A 26230-nucleotide genomic window follows, 5' to 3' on the forward strand; every position below is an offset into this window, starting at 1 on the left:
AGGTTCGCCCCCTCAGGAACTGCGGTGCCATGCTGGGCGTTGTTCCATCGGTGCGGACTCGCCTAGACTCCGCCGATGCCGACCCTTCGGGTCGGTATGCCCACCCCCCGTAGAAAAGGCCGCCGTCCGCGTGCGGTCGTGCGAAGGATCTCCGTCCCGTGAATCTCGTGACACTCCTCCCGTTCATCGTGCTCATCGGGGCGATGTTCCTGATGACCCGCTCCGCGAAGAAGAAGCAGCAGGCAGCCGCGCAGATGCGCGACCACATGACGCCCGGCACCGGGGTCCGCACCATTGGCGGCATGTACGCCACGGTGAAGGAGATCGGTGACGACACCGTCACCCTCGAGGTGGCTCCGGGTGTCCACGCGATCTTCGCGAAGAACGCCATCGGCGCCGTTCTCGAGGACGCGGAGTACAACCGCATCGTCCACGGCATCACCGAGGACGTGACGACCGACACGCCGGTCGTCCCGGACGACGCCTCCTCCCTCACCGGGGAGCCGAAGACGGACCTCGCCAAGGACAAGGGCGAGGACGAGGCTCCCAAGCTCGACCTGGGCAAGAAGGACGCGGCCGAGGGCGACGACGAGCCCAAGGACGGCAAGGCCGACGGCGAGGCCGGCGCGAAGTAGCGCGCGACGGGGGACCGTGGAGGCGCCAGACCGGCGGTCGCCGCGGTCCCCGTCAGTGACACTTCTGCGGGGGGCAGGGGTCCCCACCACACATTTCGTGGCCGTCCGCGCGCTGACCCGGCGCAGGGCGGTTGGACAGGGAGAAACGACAAGGTGGCAGCACCGAAGAAGGGCCGGCGGCCCACGGGGGCTCAGGGGAGGCCGGGGCGCGCCCTGGCGATCATCCTGATCGCGATGGTGGCGCTCACTGCGGGGATGTTCCTCTCGAAGCAGACGACTCCCCGGCTGGGCATCGACCTCGCCGGCGGCACGAGCATCACGCTCAAGGCCAAGAGCGAGCCCGGCAAAGAGAACGCCATCAACGAGACCAACATGAACACGGCGGTCGGCATCATCGACCGCCGCGTCAACGGTCTCGGCGTGTCCGAGGCGGAGGTCCAGACCCAGGGCCGCGACCACATCATCGTGAACATCCCCAAGGGGACGAACGAGCAGCAGGCGCGCGAGCAGGTCGGCACCACCGCCCAGCTCTACTTCCGCCCCGTCATCGCGTTCGCGGACGGCGCTCCCGCCGCTCCCGAGGGCACCCAGAGCCCGAGCCCGAACCCGTCCGCGAGCGGTTCCGGTGCCCCCAAGGCCGAGGACGGCAAGAAGGCCAGCCCCTCCGCCACCCCGTCGTCCAGCGCCACTTCCCAGGGCCGTGCGCTCAGCGAGGCCCTCAAGGCCCCGACGGCCCCCACTCCCTCGCCCTCGGCGAGCGAGTCGAAGAAGGCAGACGACACCAAGGCCCCGTCGCCGTCCGCGTCCGCTCCCCCCACGGGTGACGAGGCGGCCGCCGCCGACCTGCAGGCCAAGTTCGCCGCGCTCGACTGCACCGACGAGGCGCAGCGCGCCGCCGTCGGCAAGGGCGTCAAGCCCACGGACCCGACGCTCGCCTGCGGCCAGCGCGGCACCGCGTGGGGCAAGTGGGTCCTCGGCCCGGCAGCGGTCGAGGGCAAGGACGTGAAGAGCGCCAAGGGCGTCATCGACCCGCAGTCGGGTCAGTGGATCGTCACGATGGACTTCAACGACCGCGGCTCCGACGCGTTCGCCAAGGTCACCGGCGAGCTCGCGGCCAAGCAGATGCCGCAGAACCAGTTCGCGATCGTGCTCGACGGCGCCGTCGTGTCGGACCCCTCGGTCAGCACCGCGATCACGGGCGGCAACGCCCAGATCTCCGGCGGCTTCACCCAGCAGTCCGCGCAGGACCTGGGCAACATGCTCTCGTACGGCGCCCTGCCGCTGTCCTTCCAGGAGGACAGCGTCACCACCGTCACCGCCGCCCTCGGCGGCGAGCAGCTGCGGGCCGGCCTGATCGCCGGAGCCATCGGTCTGCTGCTCGTGGTGATCTACCTGCTGGTGTACTACCGGGGCCTGGCGTTCGTCGCCATCCTGAGCCTCCTGGTCTCCGCGATCCTGACCTACACGATCATGTCGCTCCTCGGCAAGGGCATCGGCTTCGCGCTGAACCTGCCCGCCGTCTGCGGCGCGATCGTGGCGATCGGCATCACGGCGGACTCGTTCATCGTGTACTTCGAACGCATCCGGGACGAGATCCGCGAGGGCCGCACCCTGCGTCCGGCCGTCGAGCGGGCCTGGCCGCGCGCCCGGCGCACGATCCTGGTCTCCGACTTCGTGTCGTTCCTCGCCGCCGCGGTGCTGTTCATCGTGACCGTCGGCAAGGTGCAGGGCTTCGCCTTCACGCTGGGTCTGACGACCCTGCTCGACGTGGTCGTGGTGTTCCTCTTCACCAAGCCCGTCATGACGCTGCTGGCGCGTACGAAGTTCTTCGCCAGCGGTCACCCGTGGTCCGGGCTGGACCCGAAGCGGCTGGGTGCCAAGCCCCCGCTGCGCCGGTCCCGCCGTACCGGTTCCGCCCCCGCCCCCGTCGAAGCAAAGGAGGCGTGAGAGATGTCGAAGCTGGGAGATCTCGGCGCCAAGCTGTACCGCGGTGAGGTCGGCTACGACTTCGTCGGCAAGCGCTTTCTCTGGTACGGCGTTTCCATCCTGATCACCATCACGGCGATCGTCGCCCTGGCCGTTCAGGGCCTCAACATGGGCATCGAGTTCAAGGGCGGTGCCGTCTTCACCACCCCGAAGACGGCCGTCTCCGTCGCCAAGGCGACGGAGGCCGCGGAGAAGGCCTCGGGCCACGACGCGATCGTCCAGGAGCTCGGCACCGGCGGCCTGCGGATCCAGATCTCCGGTCTGGACACCGACGCGGCGACCAGCGTCAAGAAGGTCCTCGCCACCGACCTCAAGGTCACCGAGGCCGACATCAACGCCGACCTGGTCGGCCCCAGCTGGGGCGAACAGATCGCGAACAAGGCCTGGACCGGCCTCGGGGTCTTCATGGTCCTCGTGGTGATCTACCTGGCCATCGCCTTCGAGTGGCGGATGGCGGTCGCCGCGCTGATCGCCCTGATCCACGACCTCACCATCACCGTCGGCGTGTACGCGCTCGTCGGCTTCGAGGTCACCCCCGGTACGGTCATCGGTCTGCTGACGATCCTCGGCTACTCCCTCTACGACACCGTCGTCGTCTTCGACGGTCTCAAGGAGGGCTCGAAGGACATCACCAAGCAGACCCGCTGGACGTACAGCGAGATCGCCAACCGCAGCATCAACGGCACCCTGGTCCGCTCGATCAACACCACGGTCGTCGCGCTCCTCCCGGTCGCCGCGCTGCTCTTCATCGGCGGCGGCTTCCTGGGCGCCGGCATGCTGAACGACATCTCGCTGTCGCTGTTCGTCGGCCTCGCGGCCGGTGCGTACTCCTCGATCTTCATCGCGACCCCGCTGGTCGTTGACCTCAAGGAGCGCGAGCCGGCGATGAAGGCGCTGAAGAAGCGGGTGCTCGCGAAGCGGGCGGCCGCGGCGGCCAAGGGCGAGTCCCCGGACGACGGCTACGCGTCCGAGGACGAGCCGCAGGTCGTGGCGCAGGGCCGGCCGGGGCGGCGACGTTGACGGCGCCGCTGTCCGAGGACGTACGGGCCCTGCTGCTCGGCCGGATCAAGGACGTCCCGGACTACCCGAAGCCGGGCGTGATGTTCAAGGACATCACCCCGCTGCTGGCCGACCCGAAGGCCTTCGCGGCGCTCACGGACTCGCTGGTGGAGCTGGCCGGGCGGTACGGGGCGACGAAGATCGTCGGACTGGAGGCGCGCGGCTTCATCCTGGCGGCTCCGGTGGCCGTGCAGGCCGGCATCGGCTTCGTGCCGGTGCGCAAGGCCGGGAAGCTGCCGGGCGCGACGCTCGCGCAGTCGTACGAGCTGGAGTACGGCACCGCGGAGATCGAGGTCCACGCCGAGGATCTGGCGGTGGGTGACCGGGTCATGGTCATCGACGACGTGCTGGCCACCGGTGGTACCGCCGAAGCCTCGCTCTCGCTGATCCGGCGGGCCGGGGCGGAGGTCGTCGGCGTGGCGGTCCTGATGGAACTGTCGTTCCTCCCGGGGCGGGCCAAGCTGGGCCCGGCCCTGGACGGGGCTCCGCTGGACGCGCTGATCGTGGTCTGACCCCTGCTGTGCCCAAGCGGCGGGTACCCGGGACTTCCCGGGTGCCCGCCGCTCCGGTTTCCGGGTGCGGTCCGGTTGCCGGGGCCGGGCCCCGGGCCCCGCGGAGCGCCGTACGGGATCGAGGCGGAGCCTCGGGGAACGGGGTGGCGCAACCCTCGCTACGATGGGTTATCCGGACCGGACACGGGCACCGGACCCTCCCCCAGGCTCCGTCTGGGGGGACCCCCGTGAGGAGCGCTCTTGCCAGACGAGGTCCAGCCAGTCTCCGCCCCGCAGCCCGACCCGCAGGCCGAGCAGGCCGCGGCGGCCGCCGCCACGCCCCCGCCGGCCCCGCCGGTCAAGCCCGCGCCGGTCAAGCCCGCGCCGGTCAAGCCCGCGCCGGTGAAGTCGGCCGGGTCCTCGAACCGGGTGCGCGCCCGCCTCGCCCGGCTCGGGGTGCAGCGCTCGAACCCGTACAACCCGGTACTGGAGCCCCTGCTCCGCATAGTCCGCAGCAACGACCCGAAGATCGAGACGTCGACGCTGCGCCAGCTCGAGCAGGCCTACCAGGTCGCCGAGCGCTGGCACCGCGGCCAGAAGCGCAAGAGCGGCGACCCGTACATCACCCACCCGCTCGCGGTGACCACCATCCTCGCCGAGCTCGGCATGGACCCGGCCACCCTGATGGCCGGTCTGCTGCACGACACCGTCGAGGACACCGAGTACGGCCTGGAGGACCTGCGCCGCGACTTCGGCGACGCCGTGGCCCTCCTCGTCGACGGCGTCACCAAGCTGGACCGGGTGAAGTTCGGCGAGGCCGCACAGGCCGAGACGGTCCGCAAGATGGTCGTGGCGATGGCCAAGGACCCGCGCGTCCTCGTCATCAAGCTCGCCGACCGGCTCCACAACATGCGCACCATGCGCTACCTCAAGCGCGAGAAGCAGGAGAAGAAGGCCCGCGAGACGATCGAGATCTACGCCCCGCTGGCGCACCGGCTGGGCATGAACACGATCAAGTGGGAGCTCGAGGACCTCTCCTTCGCGATCCTCTACCCGAAGATGTACGACGAGATCGTCCGCCTGGTCGCCGAGCGGGCGCCCAAGCGCGACGAGTACCTCGCCGTCGTCACCGACGAGGTGATGGTCGACCTCAGGGCCGCCCGGATCAAGGCCACCGTCACGGGCCGCCCGAAGCACTACTACAGCGTCTACCAGAAGATGATCGTCCGCGGCCGCGACTTCGCGGAGATCTACGACCTGGTGGGCATCCGCGTCCTCGTCGACACCGTCCGGGACTGCTACGCGGCCCTCGGCACCGTGCACGCGCGCTGGAACCCGGTCCCCGGCCGGTTCAAGGACTACATCGCGATGCCCAAGTTCAACATGTACCAGTCGCTCCACACGACGGTCATCGGGCCCAGCGGCAAGCCCGTCGAGCTGCAGATCCGCACCTTCGACATGCACCGCCGCGCCGAGTACGGCATCGCCGCGCACTGGAAGTACAAGCAGCAGACCGTCGCCGGCACCTCCAAGGTCCGTACGGACGTGCCCCAGGCGGCCAAGGGCAGCGCCGGCCAGGACACCGTCAACGACATGGCCTGGCTGCGCCAGCTGCTGGACTGGCAGAAGGAGACCGAGGACCCGGGCGAGTTCCTCGACTCGCTGCGCTTCGACCTCTCCCGCAACGAGGTCTTCGTCTTCACCCCCAAGGGCGACGTCATCGCGCTGCCCGCCGGCGCCACCCCCGTGGACTTCGCGTACGCCGTCCACACCGAGGTCGGCCACCGGACGATAGGGGCCAGGGTCAACGGCCGCCTGGTGCCGCTGGAGTCCACGCTCGACAACGGCGACCTGGTCGAGGTCTTCACCTCCAAGGCCGAGGGCGCGGGCCCGTCCCGCGACTGGCTGGGCTTCGTCAAGTCCCCGCGGGCCCGCAACAAGATCCGCGGCTGGTTCTCCAAGGAGCGCCGCGACGAGGCCATCGAGCACGGCAAGGACGCCCTCGCGCGGGCCATGCGCAAGCAGAACCTGCCGATCCAGCGCATCCTCACCGGCGACTCGCTCGTCACCCTCGCGCACGAGATGCGCTACCCCGACATCTCCTCCCTGTACGCGGCGATCGGCGAGGGCCACGTGGCCGCGCAGGGCGTCGTGCAGAAGCTGGTGGCGGCCCTCGGCGGCGAGGAAGCGGCCAACGAGGACATCGAGGAGTCGATCCCGCCCGCGCGCGCCCGCAGCAAGCGGCGCAGCAGCGCCGACCCGGGTGTCGTCGTCAAGGGCGTCGACGACGTGTGGGTCAAGCTGGCCCGCTGCTGCACCCCGGTGCCGGGCGACCCGATCATCGGGTTCGTCACCCGCGGCAGTGGCGTATCGGTTCACCGCGCGGACTGCGTCAACGTCGACTCGCTCTCCCAGCAGCCCGAGCGGATGCTGGAGGTCGAGTGGGCGCCCACCCAGTCCTCGGTCTTCCTCGTCGCCATCCAGGTCGAGGCGCTGGACCGGTCCCGGCTGCTGTCGGACGTCACCCGGGTCCTCTCGGACCAGCACGTCAACATCCTCTCGGCGGCCGTCCAGACCTCCCGCGACCGGGTGGCCACCTCCCGGTTCACCTTCGAGATGGGCGACCCCAAGCACCTGGGCCACGTCCTGAAGGCCGTTCGGGGTGTGGAGGGCGTCTACGACGTCTACCGTGTTACCTCTGCAAGGAGGCCCTGACCAAGGCCTGACCGCCGCTCCGACGCCACCCCCGGGGGGACCACGTGGCCGGCAACGACGTCTTCCCCGCGGGGCTGGCCCGCCGCTACCGTCCGATCGACGTGCTCGGACGGGGCGGCATGGGCGTGGTGTTCGAGGCGGAGGACACCCGGCTGCGGCGCCGGGTGGCGGTGAAGGTGCTGTCGGCCGTCGGCGCGAGCCTTCCGCACGAGATGCAGCGGCGGTTCGTGGCCGAAGCCATCGCGCTGGCCCGGATCCGCCACCGGGGCGTGGTGGGCATCCACGACTCCGGGTTCGACACCCTCAGCGGCACGCCGTACCTGGTGATGGAGATGCTCGACGGGGCCGATCTCTCGCTCCTCGGCGCCACCGGCGCGCTGTCCGTGCCCGCTGCCTGCTGGATCGCCGCCGAGACCCTCGACGCGCTGGACTCCGCCCACAAGAGCGGGGTGCTGCACCGCGACGTGAAGCCGGGCAACATCCGGGTGAGCCGGACGGGCCACGTGATCCTCTACGACTTCGGGCTCGCCGTGGTGACCGAGCAGCCGCGCAGTACCAGAGGCGACGACCGGCTGATCGGCACTCCGCAGTACATGGCGCCGGAACGGATCGAAGGACTGACTCCCGTGGAGGCCACCGACCTCTACGGGGTCGGTGCCTGCATGCACTTCATGCTCACCGGCCGGCCCCCCTTCGAGAGCGATCCCGAGGAGTTCGGCGACCTGGTCCTGCGGGCCGCCAAGGGAATTCCCTCGCTGCGCAGCCGGGGAGTGGCCGAGCTGCCGGACGGTCTGACCGAGGCCGTGGACGCACTGTGCGCGAGGGACTTCCGCGACCGGCCGACGGACGCGGGCACGGCCGCTGCACTCTTGCGGCGCTGGGCGGACGGCGGGAAGGAACACGTCGAACAGCTCATCACCCGGCACCTGCTGCAAGGAGCACCTGAACCCGCGCACGCGGCGGAGGCACCCGAGTACGACTGGTACGAGGTCGACGTCACGGACGTCCCCGTGCGCCCGCTGCTGCCGGACGTACTCCCCCGGGAGAGCGCTCCTCCGGCGCCGGACGAGGAATTCTGGGAGCGCCCTCCGGGGCGCCATCCGGGTCCGATCACGCTGAGCGAGGTCACCCGCAAGCTGGTGCACAGCCGGATGACCGCCAGCACCGCCCTGTCCCGCCAGCGCGAGGCCGTCGGCCTGGTTCTGCGGGGCGAGCTCCAAGAGGCCGCCCGACTCCTCTCCGGAGTCACCCCCTTCTGCGAGGAGACGCTGGGCCCGGCCCATCCGACCACGCTCGCCTGCCAGTACTGGCAGGCTGTGTGCCTGGCCCGGATGGGGCAGGCGAAGAAGGCGCTGGAACTGTTCGCGTGGATCAGTGCACACCACGGACAGGGGAGGGACGCGACGGATGCGTGAGTACGACTTACGGGTGGACCCGTACACACCGGGGCTGGGGCCGGAGACCGAACTGCGGTCGCTGCTGCTCTGGCTGCGCGAGGACGAGACGGTACGCCGCGAGGCGCGCGGGCGGATCCGGAGCAGCTCGGCGATCGCCGCGCCCGGCGGCACGCCCATGGGCTCCCCCGGCTTCGACCTCCTCCAACTGGCCGTCGGATCCAGCCTGTCCACCGGATCGCTGGTGTTCTCCGTGCTCCAGTGGCAGGCGTCGCGCCGCCGGCCTCCCGCCCTCACGGTGCGCCGCGGCCCCTACGAGATCACGCTCACCGGGGACGAGGCCGGCGACCCCGAGGCCCTGCACCGCATCGTCGCGGCGCTGGAGAACGGAAGCGGGGACGCTGACCCGGACGAGGCCGATGACGGGGCTGCCTGACCCCGCGGCCTCCCGGGCGGTCGTCATCGGCAGCGCCGCGTACCGGCACCTGGCGGCGCTCCCGGCCGTCGAGGCCAACGTGAAGGACCTGGCCGCCGAGCTGTGCGACGCGACCGTCTGGGGGCTGCCCGAACAGCACTGCACGCTCGTACTCGACCCGCAGCACCCCGCCGAACTCCTCGACCCCGTCAACCGGGCGGGGGAGGAGGCCACCGACACGCTGCTGGTCTACTACGCCGGGCACGGCATGCGGGACGCGGCGACGGCCGACCTCTACCTCGCCCTCCAGGGCTCCCGCGAGCACGTCGGCTACACCGCCGTCGCCTACCAGCACCTGCGCTCCGCCCTGCGCGATTCCGGAGCCCGGCGCAAGGTGGTCGTCCTCGACTGCTGCTTCAGCGGCCGGGCCGCCTCCACCCTCGCGGGCGAGCGGGACGCCCTCGCCGCGCAGGCCGCCGTGGAGGGCGCGTACGTCCTCACCGCGTCCCCGCGCGACAGGGTCGCGCTGGCCCCCGACGGAGAACGGCACACCGCCTTCACCGGCGAACTGCTGACCATCCTGCGCGACGGGATCCCCGACGGACCCGAACTGATCGACCTGGAAACCCTCTGCCGCACCATGGAGGGCCGGCTGCGCGCCAAGAACCGTCCGCTGCCCCAGCACGCCCAGGAGATGGGCATGGGCCGGCTGCGGCTGGTACGCAACCGGGCGCGCGCCGTGCGCGGCACCCCGGCCGGCCCGGTCCTCGCCGCCGACGTCCGCTCCGCCATGGTCGTGGCCGGACTGGGGCTCGCCCGTACGCTGCGCGCCGCGGGCCGCACCCGTGACGCACTGCCCGTGCTGCGCCTCGCCCTGCAGGAACGGGCGCCGGACGGGGAGAGCGACCTCCTCGCCGTCCAGCTCGAACTCTCCGACATGCTGGAGGAGACCGGACAGACCCGCGAGGCCATCGAGGTACTGGAGCAGGCCTTCCAGCAAGTGCACCGGTTCTACGGGCCCGAGGCCGTCCAGGTGTGCAGGCGGCTCGCCGCACTGCTCCAGGAATCCGGCAACCACATCCAGGCCTGCGCGGTCCTCGAACACGCCCTGGACCTGCTCCAGGACGGCAGCCGGGTCCGCCCGTGACACGAAGACGGGCGGGCACCACCGCTCTCACGGTGGTGCCCGCCCGCACGCGATCCTCCGGCGGCCGTCAGCCCCCGAACTCCTCCAGGCCCTTCAGCGCCTGGTCCAGCAGGGCCTGGCGGCCCTCCAGCTCCCGGGCCAGCTTGTCGGCCTTCGCGTTGTTGCCGGCGGCGCGCGCCGCGTCGATCTGCTCACGCAGCTTGTCGACCGCCGCCTGGAGCTGACCCGTCAGACCGGCCGCACGCGCCCGCGCCTCCGGGTTCGTACGACGCCACTCGCCCTCCTCGGCCTCCTGGATCGCCCGCTCCACCGTGTGCATCCGGCCCTCGACCTTCGGCCGGGCGTCCCTCGGCACGTGGCCGATGGCCTCCCAGCGCTCGTTGAGGGAACGGAACGCGGCGCGGGCCGCCTTCAGGTCCGTGATCGGGACGAGCTTCTCGGCCTCGTCGGCCAGCTCCTCCTTCAGCTTCAGGTTCTCGGTCTGCTCGGCGTCGCGCTCCGCGAACACCTCGCTGCGGGCCGCGAAGAACACGTCCTGCGCACCGCGGAAACGGTTCCACAGGTCGTCCTCGGACTCGCGCTGCGCCCGGCCCGCCGCCTTCCAGTCCGCCATCAGCTCGCGGTAGCGGGCGGCCGTCGGGCCCCAGTCGGTCGACTTCGACAGCGACTCGGCCTCCGCGACCAGCTTCTCCTTGACCTTCCGGGCGTCCTCGCGCTGCGCGTCCAGCGAGGCGAAGTGCGCCTTGCGGCGCTTGGAGAAGGCGGAACGGGCGTGCGAGAAGCGGTGCCACAGCTCGTCGTCCGACTTGCGGTCCAGGCGCGGCAGCCCCTTCCAGATGTCCACCAGGGCGCGCAGCCGCTCGCCGGCGCTGCGCCACTGGTCGCTCTGCGCGAGCTGCTCGGCCTCGACGACCAGCGCGTCCTTGGCCGCACGGGCCTCGTCCGTCTGCTTCGCCTTCTGGGCCTTGCGCTCCTCGCGCCGCGACTCCACGGTCTCGACCAGCTTGTCCAGCCGCACGCGCAGCGCGTCGAGGTCGCCCACGGCGTGGTGCTCGTCGACCTGAGTGCGCAGGTGGTCGATCGCCGTCTGCGCGTCCTTGGCGGACAGATCAGTGGTCCGCACCCGCTTTTCGAGGAGGCCGATCTCGACCACCAGGCCCTCGTACTTGCGCTCGAAATAGGCCAGGGCCTCCTCAGGGGTGCCCGCCTGCCACGAACCGACGACCTGCTCGCCCTCGGAAGTACGCACGTACACGGTGCCCGTCTCGTCGACTCGGCCCCACGGGTCGCTGCTCACAGCGCCTCCTCCACCTGATGCCTGCGAGGGGTTCACCCCCTGGGCATCGTCCACAGTTTCCTGGGGCGGGCAGCGCCCGCCCTGCACAACGCCAACATAGGCGACCGCCGGGCCGGCTGTCCGCATCCCGCACGACGGAATATCGACGTACGGGCGGCGGGCCGGCGAGGCCCGGGGCTGCCGCGTCCCGTCAGTTCTGGGTGACGGTGCCCTTCTCGATCTTGACCTCGTTCTTCGGCGCGCCGTCCTGGCCGCCGTCGACCGTACCGGCCTTCGCGATCTCCTCCAGGACCTTCAGGCCGGCCGCGTCGATCTTGCCGAACGGGGTGTACGACGGCGCCAGCGGGCTGTCCTTGTAGACCAGGAAGAACTGGCTGCCGCCCGAGCCGGGCTGCCCCGTGTTGGCCATCGCGACCGTGCCCGCCGGGTAGATGACCTGACCCTGCTCGTTGGCCTTGCCGAGCGAGTCCAGGTTCTCGTCCGGGATGTTGTAGCCCGGCCCGCCCCGGCCGGTGCCCTCGGGGTCGCCGCACTGGAGCACGAAGATCCCGCCGGCCGTCAGCCGGTGGCACTTCGTGTTGTCGAAGTACTTCTTGTCGGCGAGCGACTTGAACGAGTTGACGGTCTGCGGGGTCTTCGCCGCGTCCATCGTGAAGTTGACGTCGCCCGCGCTCGTCTTCAGGGCGAAGGTGTACTTCGCCTTCTGGTCGATCGCCATCTCCGGCGAGGGGGACTGCTTGGGCTCGGGCTCCGACGGCGAGGCCGACGGGTTCGCCGCCGGGTCCGCGGCCTGGTCCTTCTTGTCCTTGTCGAACACACCGCCCACGATCAGGCCGACCAGCGTCGCGACCACCACGGCCACCGCCGCGCCGATCACCGCCGCACGCTGGCGCGCCTTCTTGCGGGCCTCGGCCCGGCGCGCCTGCTGGCGCTCGTACTTCTCCCTGGCGAGCTGTCGCCGCCGCTGATCGCTCGTGACCACGGGGTCGTCTCCTTGTGCGTGTCTGCTACTGCTGTCCGGGCTGGGATAGGCCGTACCGTATATGGGTTCGCTGTGTGATGAGCGGCGCCGGTAGGCTCTGAGCAGCAGGATTCCGACCTGCAGCCTCCCGCCGGACGACGATTGAGGACGAACGTGCTGATTGCCGGGTTCCCCGCAGGGGCCTGGGGGACCAACTGTTACGTGGTCGCCCCCGCCGCCGGTGAGGAGTGCGTCATCATCGACCCGGGCCACCAGGCCGCCCAGGGTGTCGAGGAGACGCTGAAGAAGCATCGGCTCAAGCCCGTCGCGGTCGTGCTGACCCATGGCCACATCGATCATGTGGCCTCGGTGGTCCCGGTGTGCGGAGCACACGACGTACCGGCCTGGATCCACCCGGAGGACCGCTACATGATGAGCGACCCGGAGAAGGCCCTCGGCCGCTCCATCGGGATGCCGCTCATGGGCGAGCTGACCGTGGGGGAGCCGGACGACGTCCGCGAACTGGCCGACGGCGCCGCGCTGAAATTGGCCGGAATGGACTTCTCCGTGGCGCACGCGCCGGGGCATACCAAGGGGTCGGTGACCTTCCGGATGCCCGAGCTGGCCGACATCCCGCCGGTCTTCTTCTCGGGCGACCTGCTCTTCGCCGGCTCCATCGGACGCACCGACCTGCCCGGCGGCTCCCACGCCGAGATGCTCGAATCGCTGGGCCGCGTGTGCCTGCCGCTCGACGACTCGACCGTGGTGCTGTCCGGCCACGGTCCCCAGACCACCATCGGCCGCGAGCGCGCGACCAACCCGTACTTGCGGGAGGTCGCCGCCGGCCTGGCAGCGGACCCGACCGCCGCTCCACGACGAGGAATGTGACGAGACTTCCGTGAGCACCTTCAAGGCCCCCAAGGGCACGTACGACCTGATCCCGCCGTTCTCGGCGAAGTACCTCGCAGTGCGCGACGCGATCTCCGCCCCGCTGCGCAAGGCCGGGTACGGCTACATCGAGACGCCCGGGTTCGAGGACGTGAACCTCTTCGCGCGCGGCGTCGGCGAGTCCACCGACATCGTGACCAAGGAGATGTTCACCCTCACCACGAAGGGCGGCACCAACCTCGCCCTGCGCCCGGAGGGCACCGCCTCCGTGCTGCGCGCGGCGCTGGAGGCCAGCCTGCACAAGCAGGGCAACCTCCCGGCCAAGCTCTGGTACTCCGGCTCGTACTACCGCTACGAGCGCCCGCAGAAGGGCCGCTACCGCCACTTCTCGCAGGTCGGGGCCGAGGCGATCGGTGCCGAGGACCCGGCGCTGGACGCCGAGCTGATCATCCTGGCCGACCAGGCGTACCGCACGCTCGGCCTGTCGAACTTCCGCATCCTGCTGAACTCGCTCGGCGACAAGGAGTGCCGCCCGGTCTACCGCGAGGCGCTCCAGACCTTCCTGCGCGGCCTCGACCTCGACGAGGAGACCGTCCGCCGGGCCGAGATCAACCCGCTGCGCGTCCTCGACGACAAGCGGGCCGACGTGCAGAAGCAGCTCGTGGGCGCCCCGGTACTGCGCGACTACCTGTGCGACGCGTGCAAGGCGTACCACGAGGAGGTCCGCGAGCTGATCACGGCCGCCGGAGTGGCCTTCGAGGACGACGAGAAGCTGGTTCGCGGACTGGACTACTACACCCGCACCACCTTCGAGTTCGTCCACGACGGTCTCGGCGCGCAGTCCGCGGTCGGCGGCGGCGGCCGCTACGACGGCCTGTCGGAGATGATCGGCGGACCGGCGCTGCCGTCGGTGGGCTGGGCGCTCGGCGTGGACCGCACGGTGCTGGCCCTGGAGGCCGAGGGCATCGAACTGGACATCCCGGCGACCACGGCGGTCTTCGCGGTGGCCCTGGGCGCGTCCAAGCCGACGGTGTTCGGGCTGGTGACGGAGCTGCGCAAGGCGGGCGTGGCCGCGGACATGTCCTACGGCGGCAAGGGCCTCAAGGGCGCCATGAAGGACGCGAACCGCAGCGGTGCGCGCTTCGCGATCGTCGCGGGCGACCGGGACCTGGCGGAAGGCGTGGTCCAGCTCAAGGACATGGAATCCGGCGAGCAGGGCCCGGTGGCGCTGGCCGAGGTGGTCGAGGTACTGCGGGCGAAGCTGGCCTGATCCGGCCGCATTCCGGTGGGAAGAGGTGGGAGCCGCTGTGCGGACCCCACCTCTTTCCGCTGCACTCACAGCCCGGTACGGCACAATGGCCGGTGCTTGTTGACCTTGTAGATGTGGAGCGGGCGGTATGACGACGACACGAGGTACGGACGCGGACACCGCCCGGGGGACCGTCGGCGGCAGCCGGGCGCTGGCCCTGCTGCTGGTGATCACGGGGGCCGCCGGCCTGCTGGCCGCCTGGGTGATCACGATCGACAAGTTCAAGCTGCTGGAGGACCCGAACTTCACGCCGGGCTGCAGCCTGAACCCGGTCGTCTCCTGCGGCAACATCATGAAGAGCGACCAGGCAGCCGTCTTCGGCTTCCCGAACCCCATGCTCGGACTGGTCGCCTACGGCATCGTGATCTGCGTCGGCATGAGCCTGCTGGCCGGGGCCCGGTTCCGCCCCTGGTACTGGCTGACGCTGAACGCGGGCACCCTCTTCGGCGTCGTGTTCTGCGCCTGGCTCACCTACCAGTCGCTCTACACCATCAACTCGCTCTGCCTGTGGTGCTGCCTGGCCTGGGTCGCCACGATCTTCATGTTCTGGTACGTCACCTCGCACAACGTCCGCCAGGGCATGCTGCCGGCTCCGGGCTGGCTGAAGGGCTTCCTCGACGAGTTCACCTGGGTGCTGCCGGTGCTGCACGTCGGGATCATCGGAATGCTGATCCTGACCCGCTGGTGGGACTTCTGGACCTCCTGACCCCCTGACCTCGTAGGCGGGCGGGCCTGTCGGTGGGCTCGCATAGGCTTCCTGTGTGGAACCAGACCTGTTCACCGCCGCTGCCGAAGAACGCCAGGAGAAGGACCCCGCGAGCTCCCCGCTCGCCGTCCGGATGCGCCCGCGCACCCTGGACGAGGTCGTCGGCCAGCAGCACCTGCTCAAGCCCGGGTCGCCGCTGCGGCGGCTGGTCGGGGAAGGGGCGGGCGGCCCGGCCGGTGCCTCGTCGGTGATCCTGTGGGGTCCGCCCGGCATCGGGAAGACCACCCTCGCGTACGTGGTCAGCCAGGCCACGCAGAAGCGTTTCGTGGAGCTCTCCGCCATCACCGCGGGCGTCAAGGAGGTGCGGGCGGTCATCGAGGGCGCCCGGCGCGCGGCCGGCGGCTACGGCAAGGAGACCGTCCTCTTCCTCGACGAGATCCACCGCTTCAGCAAGGCCCAGCAGGACTCGCTGCTCCCGGCCGTCGAGAACCGATGGGTGACGCTGATCGCGGCGACCACGGAGAACCCCTACTTCTCGATCATCTCCCCGCTGCTGTCGCGTTCGCTGCTGCTGACGCTGGAACCGCTGACGGACGAGGACCTGAGCGCGCTGATGCGGCGCGCGCTCGCCGAGGAGCGGGGCCTGGGCGGCGCGGTGACCCTGCCGGCGGACGCCGAGGCCCACCTGCTGCGGATCGCCGGCGGCGATGCCCGGCGGGCCCTGACGGCGCTGGAGGCCGGAGCCGGGTCGGCCCTCGCCAAGGGCGAGGCGGAGATCACCCTGGAGACGGTCGAGGAGGCGGTCGACCGCGCCGCCGTCCGCTACGACCGCGACGGCGACCAGCACTACGACGTGGCGAGCGCCCTGATCAAATCGATCAGGGGCTCGGACGTGGACGCGGCGCTGCACTACCTCGCCCGGATGATCGACGCGGGGGAGGACCCCCGGTTCATCGCGCGGCGCCTGATGATCTCGGCGAGCGAGGACATCGGCCTCGCGGATCCGACGGCCCTGCCGCTCGCGGTGGCCGCGGCCCAGGCGGTCGCGATGATCGGCTTCCCGGAGGCCGCACTGACCCTCTCGCACGCGACGATCGCGCTGGCGCTGGCCCCCAAGTCGAACACCGCCACGACCGCGATCGGCGCGGCGCTGGCCGACGTACGGGCCGGGCTGGCGGGGACGGTCCCGGCGCACCTGCGGGACGGGCACTACAAGGGCGCGGCGAAGCTGGGGCACGCGCAGGGGTACGTGTACCCGCACGACGTCCCGGGCGCGATCGCGGCGCAGCAGTACGCGCCGGACGAGCTGCACGGGAAGCGGTACTACGAGCCGACGCGGTACGGAGCCGAAGCCCGCTACGCGGACGTGGTGGAAAAGGTCCGCGAACGGCTGCGCGGCGGGTCCTGACCTCGGCCGGGGCTCCGCCCCGGACCCCGCCGGGCGGCCGCCGGCCTTCCGTCACCCCGCCCGGGAAGCTTGCGCTCCGGCGGATGCCGGCCGCCCGTCCTCAGTGGGAGGCCGCCGAGAAGAGGGTGTGCATCGCCCGCCGCAGGCCGCAGATGTCCCTCACCGGCTCCGGGAAGTCGAAGCGGGCGTCGAAGGAGCCGGCGGCGCCGCCGGTGAAGCGGACGCGCAGGCCCAGGCGGTCCAGGGAGAGGGGGACGGCGCTCATGCCCCGGTCCTCGCGCGCGCCGAGCAGGCCGCACAGCTCGCCGATCCGGTCCCCGTGGGCCGCGTGCAGGTGCTGCAGCAGCTCCGTCTCGTGCGCGACCATCGGGTCCGGCTCCGCCGCGGCCAGGTCCTCCGGGTCCACGTGCTCGGCGCCCCACAGGTCGTCCACCGAGATCTCGCCGACCTCCAGCCGCAGCATCATCCACGCCGGGCGGGCCGAGTACGGGAGGTCCGAGGCCTCCGACAGGCCCAGCAGCTCGCCCACCGGGTGGCGCTCCGCGAGCAGTACCGCGCAGGCCGCGCGGTCGTCACCGCGCACCGGTGTCAGCCACCCGGCCAGCCAGGCGCGACCTCGGATACGATGTGGAACGGACACCGGCGCCACGTCCGTGATCTCGATCACGGCGGTGAGGTCGTCGTCCTGGGCGTGAGCGGCTGCTCTGGCAGCCGTGGATTCCCCGGAAACAAGGAGAATCACGTCCCCGTCCGGGGTGACGGTCCGTGCGGCCGGCATCCCTGTCCCGAACTCCTCGTGCTCGTGACTGTCACGAGCACCGATGAGCGTGAGGGATACTGAGGCGTTGGACTCTACGAGGGTTCGTACGCGTTCGGCTCCGGTGAGCTGCCGAACGCCTTCCCTGGGACGCGGCTGACCTTGCTTATCGTCGTCGAAAGCAGATTCTGTTTCGTTGGAATCTGAACTTCGATGCGCACTGGGCAGGGGGATCCCATGTGGTCGAGACATTACGTCCTCCTCGCTAAGGTAAGCCTCACCTAACTTACATGGAGGTAGGTTCCACGTGAACCAGAAGCGACCCAAGGTCAAGAAGTCGCGTGCCCTCGGCATTGCGCTGACCCCGAAGGCCGTCAAGTACTTCGAGGCCCGCCCCTACCCGCCGGGCGAGCACGGCCGTGGCCGCAAGCAGAACTCGGACTACAAGGTTCGTCTGCTGGAGAAGCAGCGTCTGCGCGCTCAGTACGACATCTCTGAGCGTCAGATGGCCCGCGCGTACGACCGCGCCAAGAAGGCCGAAGGCAAGACGGGCGAGGCGCTCGTCGTCGAGCTCGAGCGTCGTCTCGACGCCCTGGTTCTGCGTTCGGGCATCGCCCGCACCATCTACCAGGCCCGCCAGATGGTCGTTCACGGCCACATCGAGGTCAACGGTGACAAGGTCGACAAGCCGTCGTTCCGTGTCCGCCCGGACGACGTCATCACCGTGCGCGAGCGCAGCCGCGAGAAGGTTCCGTTCCAGGTTGCCCGTGAGGGTGGCTACGCAGGCGAGGGCGAGACCCCGCGCTACCTGCAGGTCAACCTGAAGGCCCTGGCCTTCCGCCTGGACCGCGACCCGAACCGCAAGGAAATCCCGGTCATCTGCGACGAGCAGCTCGTCGTCGAGTACTACGCCCGCTGATGCAGGCCTAGTCTCATTGGCTGGTCAGCCCGCCGTCCCCTCCGGGGGGCGGCGGGTTTTCCCTTTCCCGGGCCCGCCCGACGAGGGCCTCGCGGCTCAGCTCCCGCCCCTCGGCCGCGTACGCCGCGTAGCGTTCGGCGCCCAGCAGTTCGTCCGCCCGCTCCAGGCACATCGGCCGCGGGGCGTTGAAGTACCCCGAGCCGAACAGCTGCAGCCCCACCCCGCCCCGTACACCCGTACGGTCTCCAGCATCCGGAACCGCACCCCGGCGGCCGTCTCCTCGCGGACCAGCAGGGACTGGTCCTGGAGCTCCCCGACGAGGTCCAGGACGTTTTCCACCGGCAGGTCCGGACCCGTGCACACGTATGCGGCGGCGTCGAGGTCGAACTGCCCGGCGAACACCGACAGCCGCGCCCACAGCAGCCGCTGCGCCCGCGTGCACAGCTCGTGGCTCCAGCCGATCGCCGTGCGCAGCGCCCGGTGCCGGGGCAGCGCCCCGCGCACACCGCCCGTCAGCAGCGCGAAGCGGTCCTCCAGCCGGGCCGGCACCTGCGCGGGGGACAGGGTCCGCAGCCGGGCCGCCGCCAGCTCCAGGGCGAGCGGGATCCCGTCGAGGCGCTCGCACACCTCGACCAGGGCGTCCCGGTCCGCCGCGGTCACGGCGAAGGCCGGATCGGCGGCCGCCGCCCGCGCCGCCAGCAGGGCCAGGGCCTCCTCCGGGACCGGCGGCGCCAGCGGGAAGGCCGGCTCGCCGTCCAGGGCGAGCGGGCGCCGGCCCGCCGCGAGCACCCGCAGGCCGGGGGAGCGGCGCAGCAGATCCCGCACCAGGTCCGCGGTCTCGTCGACCAGCTGCTCGAAGCCGTCCAGGACCAGCAGCAGCCGCCGTCCGGCCAGGTGTTCGGCCAGTACGGTCCGGGGCGGCCGGGTGGTGTGGTCGGTCAGCCCGAGCGCCTCGGAGACGGTCAGCTCCAGCAGCGCGGGATCCCGTACGGAGGCCGGCTCGACCAGCCACACCCCGTCGCCGTGCCGTTACTGCGCCGCCCGCGCCGCGAGCGTCCCCTCCGCTCCCTGCGCCCCCAGGGTCTCCTGCGCCGCCTCGGCGGCCGCCCGGGCGGCCGCGAGCACGAGCCGGGACTTGCCCACCCCGCCCACGCCGGTCACCGTCACCAGCCGGGAGGAGTCCAGGAGCCTTCCCAGCTCGGCGAGTTCGGCACCCCGCCCGATGAACCGGCCCAGCTCCGAGGGAAGATTGCCCCAGGGCCTGTCCCGCAGGGGTCTGTGCCGCATGGGACACGGAGGGTACCGCTCCGGATGCGCTGCGTTCAAGGCGGTGCCTCCCGACCCCCTATTCCGGTACGGCCGGGGATCCCCGGCGCGATAGGGTCGGAGGATCGTTGAGGAATCGGTGCAGCCGGCAGTTCAGGCGCAGACAGAGAGCGGTGTGACGTGTCCGGTGTAGAGGTGGCCGGGATCATCGTGGCCGTCTTCTGGGCCATCCTGATCTCCTTCCTCGCCGTGGCGCTGGCGAGGCTGGCCCAGGTGCTCAAGGCGACCACCAAGCTGGTGGCCGACGTGACCGACCAGGCCGTTCCGCTGCTCGCCGACGCCTCCACGACCGTCCGCTCCGCGCGCACCCAGCTGGACCGGGTCGACGCCATCGCGAGCGACGTCCAGGAGGTCACCTCCAACGCCTCCGCACTGTCCTCCACCGTGGCCACCGCCTTCGGCGGGCCGCTGGTGAAGGTCGCGGCCTTCGGCTACGGCGTCCGCAAGGCGCTGGGCAAGGGGGATGCCGCGGCCTCGGGCGGCATGCCGCCGAAGACATCCCGACGTAACGTGATCGTTGGCCGTACGGTGCCGCCCGCCCGGCGCCGGAAGCAGAAGGGCTGAGACCGCCGATGTTCCGCCGAGCCTTCTGGTTCACCGCAGGCGCAGCCGCCGGCGTGTGGGCCACCACCAAGGTCAACCGTCAGCTCAAGAAGCTGACACCGGAGAGTCTCGCAGCCCAGGCGGCCGACAAGGCCGTGGAGGCGGGTCACCGCCTCAAGGACTTCGCCCTCGACGTCAAAGCGGGGATGACGCAGCGCGAGGACGAGCTGAACGACGCACTGGGGCTCCACCAGGACCCCGACCGGCCCGACAACGTCACCGCCCTCCCCGGGCCGCGGCGGCTGCGGGCCATCGAGAACGACCACACCACCCCCCGACCAACGTTTTCGTACGACCGGAATGAGGACCACTGATGGAGTCGGCTGAAATTCGCCGCCGCTGGCTGAGCTTCTTCGAGGAGCGCGGTCACGCCGTTGTCCCTTCGGCGTCGCTCATCGCGGACGACCCGACTCTGCTGCTGGTGCCCGCGGGCATGGTGCCGTTCAAGCCCTACTTCCTGGGCGAGGTCAAGCCTCCGGCGCCGACGCTCACGAGCGTGCAGAAGTGCGTCCGTACGCCGGACATCGAAGAGGTCGGCAAGACCACCCGCCACGGCACGTTCTTCCAGATGTGCGGCAACTTCTCCTTCGGCGACTACTTCAAGGAAGGCGCCATCAAGTACGCCTGGGAGCTGCTCACCAGCTCCGTGGCGGACGGCGGCTACGGCCTCGAGCCGGAGAAGCTCTGGATCACCGTCTACCTCGACGACGACGAGGCCGAGCAGATCTGGCGCGAGAAGATCGGCGTCCCCGCCGAGCGCATCCAGCGTCTGGGCAAGAAGGACAACTTCTGGTCGATGGGCGTCCCGGGACCCTGCGGCCCGTGCTCGGAGATCAACTACGACCGCGGCCCGGAGTTCGGCGTCGAGGGCGGCCCGGCCGTCAACGACGAGCGCTACGTGGAGATCTGGAACCTGGTCTTCATGCAGTACGAGCGCGGCGCCGGCGACGGGAAGGAAGACTTCCCGATCCTCGGTGACCTGCCGTCGAAGAACATCGACACGGGTCTCGGCCTCGAGCGCCTCGCGATGATCCTGCAGGGCGTGCAGAACATGTACGAGACCGACACCCTGCGCGTGGTCATGGACAAGGCCACCGAGCTGACCGGCGTGCGGTACGGCGCCGAGCAGGGCACGGACGTCTCGCTGCGCGTGGTCGCCGACCACATCCGCACCTCGACCATGCTCATCGGCGACGGCGTCACCCCCGGCAACGAGGGCCGCGGCTACGTGCTGCGCCGCATCATGCGCCGCGCCATCCGCAACATGCGCCTCATGGGCGCCACGGGCCCGGTCGTCCGGGACCTCGTCGACGTCGTGATCAACACGATGGGGGAGCAGTACCCGGAGCTGGTCACCGACCGCAAGCGCATCGAGACCGTCGCGCTCGCCGAAGAGGCCGCCTTCCTGAAGGCCCTCAAGGGCGGGACGAACATCCTCGACACCGCCGTGAGCGAGACCAAGGCCGCCGGCGGCACCGTCCTCTCCGGCGACAAGGCGTTCCTGCTCCACGACACCTGGGGCTTCCCGATCGACCTCACCCTGGAGATGGCCTCCGAGCAGGGCCTCTCCGTGGACGAGACCGGCTTCCGCCGCCTGATGCAGGAGCAGCGCGACCGCGCCAAGGCCGACGCCAAGGCCAAGAAGACCGGCCACGCCGACGTCTCCTCGTACCGCGAGATCGCGGACCGGGCCGGGGCCACCGAGTTCACCGGCTACGCCACCAACCAGGGCGAGTCCACCATCGTCGGCCTCCTGGTCAACGGCGTCTCCGCGCCCGCCGCCTCCGAGGGCGACGAGGTCGAGGTCGTCCTCGACCGCACCCCCTTCTACGCCGAGGGCGGCGGCCAGCTCGCCGACCAGGGCCGCATCAAGCTCGACACGGGCGCCGTCATCGAGGTCCGCGACGTCCAGCAGCCCGTCCCCGGTGTCTCCGTGCACAAGGGCTCCGTCCAGGTCGGCGAGGTGACGGTGGGCGCCTCCGCGTACGCCGCCATCGACGTCAGGCGCCGCCGGGCCATCGCCCGCGCCCACTCGGCCACCCACCTGACCCACCAGGCGCTGCGCGACGCCCTCGGCCCGACCGCCGCCCAGGCCGGTTCGGAGAACTCCCCGGGCCGCTTCCGCTTCGACTTCGGTTCGCCGAACGCCGTTCCCGGCTCGGTCCTGACCGACGTCGAGCAGAAGATCAACGACGTGCTCTCGCGCGAGCTGGACGTCACCGCCGAGATCATGAGCATCGACGAGGCCAAGAAGCAGGGCGCCATCGCCGAGTTCGGCGAGAAGTACGGCGAGCGCGTGCGCGTCGTCACCATCGGCGACTTCTCCAAGGAGCTGTGCGGCGGCACGCACGTCGGCAACACCTCCCAGCTGGGCCTGGTGAAGCTGCTCGGCGAGTCCTCCATCGGCTCCGGCGTGCGCCGTGTCGAGGCCCTCGTCGGCGTGGACGCGTACAACTTCCTCGCCAAGGAGCACACGGTCGTCGCCCAGCTCCAGGAGCTGGTCAAGGGCCGTCCGGAAGAGCTGCCGGAGAAGATCGCCTCCATGCTCGGCAAGCTGAAGGACGCCGAGAAGGAGATCGAGAAGTTCCGCGCGGAGAAGGTCCTGCAGGCCGCCGCCGGTCTCGCCGCGAACGCCCAGGACATCCACGGCGTCGCCCTGGTCGTCGGCCAGGTGGCGGACGGCATCGGCGCCGACGACCTGCGCAAGCTGGTCCTCGACGTCCGCGTCCGGATCCCCGGCGACCGTCCGGCGGTCGTGGCCCTGTTCACCGTGGCCAATGACCGCCCGCTGACGGTCATCGCCACCAACGAGGCGGCCCGCGAGCGCGGCCTCAAGGCCGGCGACCTGGTCCGTACGGCCGCCAAGACGCTCGGCGGCGGCGGTGGCGGCAAGCCGGACGTCGCCCAGGGCGGCGGCCAGAACCCGGCCGCCGTCCCGGCGGCCATCAGCGCCGTCGAGCGCCTCGTCGTCGAGACGGTCTGAAGATGACGCTGCGCCGTGGCCGCCGGCTCGCCATCGACGTCGGGGACGCCCGGATCGGGGTCGCTTCGTGCGACCCCGACGGGGTGCTCGCCACGCCGGTGGAAACCGTCCCGGGCCGGGACATCCCCTTCGCCCACCGGCGGCTGCGGCAGCTCGTCGAGGAGTACGAGCCCCTCGAAGTCGTGGTCGGCCTCCCCCGCTCGCTCAGCGGGCGGGAGGGGCCGGCCGCGGCCAAGGTGCGCGCCTTCGCCAACGAACTCGCCAAGGGCATCAAGCCGGTGACGGTCCGTCTGGTGGACGAGCGGATGACCACGGTCACCGCCGCGCAGGGTCTGCGGGCCGCCGGGAAGAACGCGAAGAAAGGCCGGTCGGTCATCGACCAGGCGGCCGCTGTGGTGATCCTTCAGAACGCTCTTGAGACCGAACGGGTATCAGGTAATCCGCCCGGTGAGTGCGTCGAAGTGGTTGTCTGATCGCGATACGGTAACGTTCCGCGCGATGAGACGGCATTCGAACAGCCGTCGCCCACCGTCAAAGAGGCGGAACCGGGTGCCACGGACGACGGAGTCCGTGGCCTCCGTCTCGCGGCTCTAGGGGACCGATGACTGAGTATGGCCGGGGCCGTGGCCCCGAACCCTGGCACCCCGAGGATCCCCTCTACGGGGACCAGGGGTGGACCGGGCACCAGACCCAGCAGGGCCAGGTGCCCTACGGCGGTGCCCCGCAGCAGGAGTACCCGCAGGAGCCCCAGTACCAGCAGCAGTACCCCCAGCAGTACCAGCAGTACGAGCAGCAGCAGCAGTACGAACAGCAGCAGTACGAGCAGCAGCAGTACCCGCAACAGCAGTACCAGCAGCAGTACGCCGCTCAGCAGGAGGCGTACGCCGCGCAGCAGCAGGCGTACGCCCCGCCGCAGCAGGCCTACGCCCCGCAGCAGGCGCAGCCCCACCCCCAGCAGCCGGTGTACGACAACCAGGGCTGGGACACCGGCCAGGGCCAGTACGCGGCCGCCGTGCAGGCCGACCCCTACGTGGGTGCGGACCCCTACGCGCAGCAGTCCGTCTCCGGCTACCCCGGAGAGGCCCCCGACCTCTACACCACGCCCGAGGCCTACCCGCCGCCGCAGCCCCCCGGCCGGCGCCACCTCGAGCCGGAACCGGCCGAGGACGAGGAGCCGGAGGGCGGCTTCCTCGCCGGCGGCGGTCGCGACGACGACGACGGTGACGAGCCCGGCGACGGTCGCCGCGGCGGCCGCTCGAAGGGCGGCAAGCCGAAGAAGCGCAGCGGCATGGCCTGCCTGATCGCCGCCGTCGTCATCATCGGCGTGGTCGGCGGTGGCGGCTACTACGGCTACAGCTACCTCAAGGCGAGGTTCGGCGCCGCCGAGGACTTCGCGGGCGAGGGCACGGACGAGCTGGTCGACGTGGAGATCCCCAAGGGTGCGCTCCTGGGGCAGATGGGCCGCATCCTCAAGGAGGCGGGCGTGGTGGCCAGCGCCCAGGCCTTCGTCGACGCCGCGAACAACAACCCCAAGGGCAAGTCGATCCAGCCCGGCATCTACCCGATGAACAAGAAGATGTCGGCTGCGGCCGCCGTCGCGCTGATGATCGACCCCACCAAGCTCAACGTCATCACCGTCACCGAGGGCATGCGCAACACCAAGGTGTACGAAGCGATCGACAAGAAGCTGGGCAAGCCCGCCGGCACCACCAAGGACATCGCGCTGCGGGAGGCCAAGAACCTCGGCCTGCCGGCCTGGGCGGGCAACGACCCGAAGCTGATCGACCCGCTCGAAGGCTTCCTCTACCCGACGCGCTACGACCTGGGCAAGGACAGCACCCCCGAGTCCCTGCTCAAGGAGATGGTCAAGAACGCGTCCGACAAGTACGCGGAGCTGGGCGTCGAGGGCAAGGCCAAGGAACTGGGCCTGGACAACCCGCTCCAGGTGGTCACGGTCGCCAGCCTCGTCAACGCCGAGGGCAAGAACCACGACGACTTCCGCAAGATGTCCGAGGTCGTCTACAACCGTATGAAGAAGACCAACGACGTCACGAACCAGAAGATCGAGTTCGACTCGACGTACAACTACGTCAAGAACCAGAGCGAGATCAACTTCAACCTCAAGGAAGCCCAGGCGTTCAACAACCCCTACAACACGCACTTCATCAAGGGGTTGCCCGTCGGTCCGATCGGGAACCCGGGTCTGGACGCGCTGACCGCTACGCTCAACCCGGATCACGGCGGCTGGATGTTCTTCGTGTCGGTCGACGGCAACACGACGACCTTCACCAAGACCTACGACGAGCACCTCAAGCTCGTCGCCGAGTTCCAGGAACGGCAGAAGCAGAAGAACGGCGGATAGCAGGCATGTCACGCATACGGGCCGCGGTGCTGGGTTCGCCCATCGAGCACTCCCTCTCGCCGGTGCTGCACCGCGCCGCCTACCAGGAGCTCGGCCTCGACGACTGGTCGTACGACCGCTTCGAGGTCGACGAGGCCGCGCTCCCGGAGTTCGTCGCCGGGCTCGGCCCCGAGTGGGCCGGGCTGTCGCTGACGATGCCGCTCAAGCGGGCGGTCATCCCGCTCCTGGACGGCATCAGCGACACGGCCGCCTCGGTCGAGGCGGTCAACACGGTCGTCCTCACGAAGGACGGCCGGCGCCTCGGTGACAACACCGACATCCCCGGCATCGTCGCCGCGCTCCACGAGCGCGGCGTCGAAAAGGTGTCCTCGGCCGCCGTCCTCGGAGCCGGGGCCACCGCCTCCTCGGCGCTGGCCGCGCTCTCCCGGATCTGCTCCGGCGAGGTCACGGTGTACGTCCGCTCGCGGGCGCGCGCCGACGAGATGCGGCAGTGGGGCGAGCGGCTCGGTGTCCCCGTCCGCACGGCCGACTGGTCCGAGGCGGCCGGGGCGCTGGCCGCGCCCCTCGTCATCGCCACCACCCCGGCGGGGGCGACCGACGAACTGGCCGCCGCCGTGCCCGATGCCCCGGGCACCCTCTTCGACGTGCTCTACGACCCCTGGCCCACGGCCCTCGCCGCCGCCTGGTCGCGGCGTGGGGGCAAGCTCCTCGGCGGCCTGGACCTCCTGGTGCACCAGGCGGTCTTCCAGGTCGAGCAGATGACCGGCCGCTCCCCGGCGCCGCTCGAGGTGATGCGGCGCGCGGGCCTCGCGGCCCTCTCGGGGTCCCCCTGAGGTTCCTGCTCCGCCGGGCGGTCCCGCCAGGTCCGA

22 protein-coding genes and 1 pseudogene are annotated in these 26230 nt (G+C 70.8%); 19 read left to right on the forward strand and 4 right to left on the reverse strand.

Going from position 1 to position 26230, the window contains the following annotated elements:
- Nucleotides 1–158: 158 nt before the first annotated feature.
- From yajC to PV721_RS02655, 8 genes are all read left to right on the forward strand, one after another.
- Nucleotides 159–635 (forward strand): preprotein translocase subunit YajC, encoded by a 477-nt coding sequence (gene yajC, locus PV721_RS02620; RefSeq protein ID WP_319721122.1) that lies wholly within the window; start codon nt 159–161, stop codon nt 633–635.
- Between the two features lie 153 nt (nt 636–788).
- Nucleotides 789–2582, forward strand: a complete 1794-nt coding sequence (gene secD, locus PV721_RS02625) for a protein translocase subunit SecD (protein WP_319721123.1) — start codon at nt 789–791, stop codon at nt 2580–2582.
- Nucleotides 2583–2585: 3 nt separating this feature from the next.
- Complete coding sequence (gene secF / locus PV721_RS02630; protein ID WP_319721124.1) at nt 2586–3641, forward strand: protein translocase subunit SecF; 1056 nt, start codon at nt 2586–2588, stop codon at nt 3639–3641.
- On the forward strand, nt 3638–4192 hold the full coding sequence (locus tag PV721_RS02635; protein ID WP_319721125.1) for an adenine phosphoribosyltransferase: 555 nt from the start codon (nt 3638–3640) through the stop codon (nt 4190–4192). Before secF ends, PV721_RS02635 begins: the two co-directional genes overlap by 4 nt.
- Nucleotides 4193–4432: 240 nt before the next feature.
- A complete protein-coding gene (locus PV721_RS02640) occupies nt 4433–6886 on the forward strand; it encodes a bifunctional (p)ppGpp synthetase/guanosine-3',5'-bis(diphosphate) 3'-pyrophosphohydrolase (protein WP_319721126.1) in 2454 nt (817 codons plus the stop codon).
- Nucleotides 6887–6930: 44 nt separating this feature from the next.
- A complete protein-coding gene (locus tag PV721_RS02645) occupies nt 6931–8301 on the forward strand; it encodes a serine/threonine-protein kinase (RefSeq protein WP_319721127.1) in 1371 nt (456 codons plus the stop codon).
- The gene (locus PV721_RS02650) at nt 8294–8716 is read left to right on the forward strand and encodes an effector-associated constant component EACC1 (protein WP_319721128.1); all 423 of its coding nucleotides are present in this window, start codon (nt 8294–8296) and stop codon (nt 8714–8716) included. The genes PV721_RS02645 and PV721_RS02650 overlap by 8 nt, the downstream gene beginning before the upstream one ends.
- A complete protein-coding gene (locus tag PV721_RS02655) occupies nt 8700–9842 on the forward strand; it encodes a caspase family protein (RefSeq protein ID WP_319721129.1) in 1143 nt (380 codons plus the stop codon). The genes PV721_RS02650 and PV721_RS02655 overlap by 17 nt, the downstream gene beginning before the upstream one ends.
- A 67-nt stretch (nt 9843–9909) precedes the next feature.
- Here the strand turns inward: PV721_RS02655 and PV721_RS02660 are convergent, their stop codons facing one another.
- Nucleotides 9910–11139, reverse strand: a complete 1230-nt coding sequence (locus PV721_RS02660; protein WP_319721130.1) for a DUF349 domain-containing protein — start codon at nt 11137–11139, stop codon at nt 9910–9912.
- Between the two features lie 190 nt (nt 11140–11329).
- Nucleotides 11330–12121 (reverse strand): peptidylprolyl isomerase, encoded by a 792-nt coding sequence (locus PV721_RS02665; RefSeq protein ID WP_319721131.1) that lies wholly within the window; start codon nt 12119–12121, stop codon nt 11330–11332.
- Between the two features lie 153 nt (nt 12122–12274).
- On the opposite strand from PV721_RS02665, the gene PV721_RS02670 reads away from it, so the two are divergent.
- From PV721_RS02670 to PV721_RS02685, 4 genes are all read left to right on the forward strand, one after another.
- Nucleotides 12275–12988 (forward strand): MBL fold metallo-hydrolase, encoded by a 714-nt coding sequence (locus PV721_RS02670; protein WP_319721132.1) that lies wholly within the window; start codon nt 12275–12277, stop codon nt 12986–12988.
- A 10-nt stretch (nt 12989–12998) separates the two neighbouring features.
- Nucleotides 12999–14258: a histidine--tRNA ligase gene (hisS, locus tag PV721_RS02675; RefSeq protein WP_319721133.1), complete on the forward strand. Its 1260-nt coding sequence runs from the start codon at nt 12999–13001 to the stop codon at nt 14256–14258.
- 127 nt (nt 14259–14385) lie between these two features.
- Nucleotides 14386–15003: a vitamin K epoxide reductase family protein gene (locus PV721_RS02680; RefSeq protein WP_319721134.1), complete on the forward strand. Its 618-nt coding sequence runs from the start codon at nt 14386–14388 to the stop codon at nt 15001–15003.
- A gap of 55 nt (nt 15004–15058) precedes the next feature.
- Nucleotides 15059–16411 carry a replication-associated recombination protein A gene (locus PV721_RS02685; protein ID WP_319721135.1) on the forward strand — a complete coding sequence of 451 codons (1353 nt, stop codon included), beginning with the start codon at nt 15059–15061 and terminating at the stop codon, nt 16409–16411.
- Nucleotides 16412–16511: 100 nt separating this feature from the next.
- Here the strand turns inward: PV721_RS02685 and PV721_RS02690 are convergent, their stop codons facing one another.
- On the reverse strand, nt 16512–17189 hold the full coding sequence (locus tag PV721_RS02690; protein WP_319721136.1) for a DUF2470 domain-containing protein: 678 nt from the start codon (nt 17187–17189) through the stop codon (nt 16512–16514).
- Nucleotides 17190–17475: 286 nt separating this feature from the next.
- Between PV721_RS02690 and rpsD the strand changes: the two genes are divergently transcribed.
- The gene (gene rpsD, locus PV721_RS02695; protein WP_008740451.1) at nt 17476–18087 is read left to right on the forward strand and encodes a 30S ribosomal protein S4; all 612 of its coding nucleotides are present in this window, start codon (nt 17476–17478) and stop codon (nt 18085–18087) included.
- Nucleotides 18088–18303: 216 nt separating this feature from the next.
- Here rpsD and PV721_RS02700 read toward each other — a convergent pair.
- Nucleotides 18304–19374 (reverse strand): annotated as a pseudogene (locus PV721_RS02700) (ATP-binding protein); the annotation flags it as partial.
- Between the two features lie 159 nt (nt 19375–19533).
- Between PV721_RS02700 and PV721_RS02705 the strand changes: the two are divergent.
- The 6 genes from PV721_RS02705 (at nt 19534) to PV721_RS02730 (ending at nt 26194) form a co-directional block, all read left to right on the forward strand.
- The gene (locus tag PV721_RS02705; protein ID WP_319721138.1) at nt 19534–19977 is read left to right on the forward strand and encodes a DUF948 domain-containing protein; all 444 of its coding nucleotides are present in this window, start codon (nt 19534–19536) and stop codon (nt 19975–19977) included.
- An 8-nt stretch (nt 19978–19985) separates the two neighbouring features.
- Nucleotides 19986–20330: a DUF6167 family protein gene (locus tag PV721_RS02710; protein WP_319721139.1), complete on the forward strand. Its 345-nt coding sequence runs from the start codon at nt 19986–19988 to the stop codon at nt 20328–20330.
- On the forward strand, nt 20330–22999 hold the full coding sequence (gene alaS / locus PV721_RS02715; RefSeq protein WP_319721140.1) for an alanine--tRNA ligase: 2670 nt from the start codon (nt 20330–20332) through the stop codon (nt 22997–22999). The genes PV721_RS02710 and alaS overlap by 1 nt, the downstream gene beginning before the upstream one ends.
- 2 nt (nt 23000–23001) lie before the next feature.
- A complete protein-coding gene (ruvX, locus tag PV721_RS02720) occupies nt 23002–23472 on the forward strand; it encodes a Holliday junction resolvase RuvX (protein ID WP_319721141.1) in 471 nt (156 codons plus the stop codon).
- Between the two features lie 128 nt (nt 23473–23600).
- Entirely contained in the window at nt 23601–25361 is a 1761-nt protein-coding gene (gene mltG / locus PV721_RS02725) for an endolytic transglycosylase MltG (protein ID WP_319721142.1), read from the forward strand.
- Between the two features lie 5 nt (nt 25362–25366).
- Nucleotides 25367–26194, forward strand: a complete 828-nt coding sequence (locus tag PV721_RS02730) for a shikimate dehydrogenase (RefSeq protein ID WP_319721143.1) — start codon at nt 25367–25369, stop codon at nt 26192–26194.
- Nucleotides 26195–26230: the final 36 nt, after the last annotated feature.

Origin of the sequence: Streptomyces sp. MB09-01, from assembly GCF_033794505.1 — a bacterium.
GTDB lineage: Bacteria > Actinomycetota > Actinomycetes > Streptomycetales > Streptomycetaceae > Streptomyces.

What these genes read in the sequence shown, in the direction of transcription:
- secF (WP_319721124.1), top strand. Translation starts at nt 2,586, where the DNA reads ATGTCGAAGCTGGGAGATCTCGGCGCCAAGCTGTACCGCGGTGAGGTC.
- PV721_RS02650 (WP_319721128.1), top strand. Translation starts at nt 8,294, where the DNA reads ATGCGTGAGTACGACTTACGGGTGGACCCGTACACACCGGGGCTGGGG.
- PV721_RS02655 (WP_319721129.1), top strand. Translation starts at nt 8,700, where the DNA reads ATGACGGGGCTGCCTGACCCCGCGGCCTCCCGGGCGGTCGTCATCGGC.
- PV721_RS02680 (WP_319721134.1), top strand. Translation starts at nt 14,386, where the DNA reads ATGACGACGACACGAGGTACGGACGCGGACACCGCCCGGGGGACCGTC.
- PV721_RS02690 (WP_319721136.1), bottom strand. Translation starts at nt 17,189, where the DNA reads ATGCCGGCCGCACGGACCGTCACCCCGGACGGGGACGTGATTCTCCTT.
- PV721_RS02710 (WP_319721139.1), top strand. Translation starts at nt 19,986, where the DNA reads ATGTTCCGCCGAGCCTTCTGGTTCACCGCAGGCGCAGCCGCCGGCGTG.
- alaS (WP_319721140.1), top strand. Translation starts at nt 20,330, where the DNA reads ATGGAGTCGGCTGAAATTCGCCGCCGCTGGCTGAGCTTCTTCGAGGAG.
- ruvX (WP_319721141.1), top strand. Translation starts at nt 23,002, where the DNA reads ATGACGCTGCGCCGTGGCCGCCGGCTCGCCATCGACGTCGGGGACGCC.
- mltG (WP_319721142.1), top strand. Translation starts at nt 23,601, where the DNA reads ATGACTGAGTATGGCCGGGGCCGTGGCCCCGAACCCTGGCACCCCGAG.
- PV721_RS02730 (WP_319721143.1), top strand. Translation starts at nt 25,367, where the DNA reads ATGTCACGCATACGGGCCGCGGTGCTGGGTTCGCCCATCGAGCACTCC.